The 2,064-nt window shown below is 65.2% G+C and carries 3 protein-coding genes; 1 reads left to right on the top strand and 2 read right to left on the bottom strand.

Annotated features, from left to right (window positions below; all coding sequences use genetic code 11):
• Both RR928_RS24785 and RR928_RS24780 read right to left on the bottom strand, forming a co-directional pair.
• Window positions 1-143, bottom strand: a 143-nt coding sequence (locus RR928_RS24785; protein ID WP_332538294.1) for an FAD-dependent oxidoreductase, incomplete at its 3' end; no start/stop codon positions are given.
• Window positions 144-163: 20 nt separating this feature from the next.
• Complete coding sequence (locus RR928_RS24780; RefSeq protein ID WP_332548477.1) at window positions 164-994, bottom strand: SDR family NAD(P)-dependent oxidoreductase; 831 nt, start codon at window positions 992-994, stop codon at window positions 164-166.
• Between the two features lie 156 nt (window positions 995-1,150).
• Between RR928_RS24780 and RR928_RS24775 the strand changes: the two genes are divergently transcribed.
• On the top strand, window positions 1,151-2,064 hold a 914-nt coding region (locus RR928_RS24775), incomplete at its 3' end, for a helix-turn-helix domain-containing protein (protein ID WP_332538260.1).

Below are 2,064 nucleotides of genomic sequence, written 5' to 3'. Positions count from 1 at the left end.
CCGCCAAACACCGGCTCCTTCTCCAGCACCACCACGTCGAGCCCGCGCTTGCGCGCTGTCACCGCGGCCGCAAGCCCGGCCGCACCGCTGCCCACGATCACCACATCGCATTCGATGGATCTCGGATTTTCCTGTTTCAGCATTGCATCGGTCTCCCGCAACATCAGCTCGCCTGGCTGAAGCCAGGACGCGGCACCATGTCCATCAGCTTCGCCGACATGCCGCCATCGACCATGATTTCGGTGGCGTTCACATAGCCTGCGCGTGGGCTGGCCAAAAAAGCCACGGTGTCGGCGATGTCGTCGGCCTCGCCCACCCTGCCGCTGGCCGTGGCGGCGCAGCGCGCCTGCTCCACGCCCGGCTGGGCATAGAAGTCCGCAGACAGCGGCGTGCGTATCATTCCCGGACAGACCACGTTGCTGCGCACCGCATCCGCGCCCCATTCCACCGCGAACTGGCGCGACAGCAGACAGACCCCCGCCTTGGCCGCGCTGTACGCGCCGCTGTGGCTTTGCGGAAAATGCCCGGCAATCGAGGCCACATGCACCATGCTGGCGCCGCCGTCTTCCCTGTGGGAGCGCAGCTGCGCACCAAAGGCCTTGGCGGCCAGCCAGTAGCCCGTCAGGTCCACGGACAGCACGAGATTCCAATCGGCCAGCGTCAGCGCATCGAGCGAGCCAGCGCGCAGCACGCCGGCGTTGTTCACCAGCGTGCGCGCCGCGCCCCAGGTGCGCTCCACCTGCTGCGCGGCCGCCTGCAGCTGCGCCTCGCTCGACGTGTCACAGGCCAGCGCGATCACCGGTCGCGCGACGGCCTCGAACTGCCGCACCACCGCCTGCAAGGCCGCGGCGTTCTTGTCGATCAGCGCCAGGCGCGCGCCCTGCGCTGCCAGCGCCTGGGCCACGGCCAGGCCAATGCCGCTGGCCGCACCCGTCACCACGCACACCCGGTCCTGCAACTGCAGCCAGCCGGTCTGAACTTTTTCCATCGCCATTGCAACTCCCTTGAATCCGAAGGTCCGAATTCTGCGAGCGCGGGTCCATGGTGTCCTTTGACAATTCAAGCCAGTGATCGGACATTTCGTGCATAAACAAGGCACAGCGGGTTATCCCTATAAGCCATACGTTGCATCAGGCAGGACATTTCCTGCATGCCTCAGTCACCGCCCCAGCTTCCCGGCAAGCGCCAGCGCCGCATCCCCAACTACGCCATGTACGGCGACAACGCTCCCGCGGGCGGCAGCAATATGTTCAACTTCGAGTGGATTCCGGAGCGCTCCTCGCTGTACGGCTGGGAGATCGATCCACACGAGCATCAATCCCTGTTCCAGATCCTGTACATGACGCATGGCCAGGGCCACGCCCTGCTCGATGATGAGCGCCGTCCCCTGCACGCACCGGCTCTCGTCGTGGTGCCCGCAAGGCGGGTGCACGGATTCGAATTCAACCCGCAGGTCAACGGCGTGGTCGTGACGGCGGCGCAAAAACCGCTGGAAGCGATGGTGAAGATCGTGATGCCGGAGCTGCTGCACACATTGCGCAAGCCGCTGGCCATCAATCTCCCGCAGCAAGGCCGCTATACCGCGGGACTGATGCCGCTGTATCTGAGCATAGAGCGCGAATGGCGGTTGGCCGCGATGGGACAGGTCGCGGCGGGCCTGTCGCTCATCACTGCCTTGCTGGTCCAGGTGGCCAGGCTCAGCGAAACGCTGGAACCCGCCGTCTGGCCCGCACTGTCGCGCAGGTCGCTGCAACTGGAGAAATTCAGAAGCCTGATCGACGAGCACCTGCGCCGCCGCTGGACCGTGGCGCAGTACGCCGAACAGCTGGGCATCAGTGCCGGCCAATTGTCCAGGCTCACGCGCGAGAGCCTGGGCAAGTCCAGCATAGACATGATCAACGAGCGCGTGCTCTTCGAGGCGCAGCGCGAGCTCGTCTATACCAACGGCAGCATCAAGCAGATCGCCGACAGCCTGGGCTTCGAGGACGAAAGCTACTTCGGCCGGTTCTTCCGCAAGCACATGGGTGTGAGTCCGCATGCCTATCGGGTGCAGGAGCTCGAACG

The sequence above is a fragment of the Comamonas sp. genome (assembly GCF_036666375.1).
Classification (GTDB): domain Bacteria; phylum Pseudomonadota; class Gammaproteobacteria; order Burkholderiales; family Burkholderiaceae_C; genus Comamonas.
Note: the sequence above shows the minus strand (reverse complement) of the source record. Positions and strands in the feature narration are given on the sequence as shown.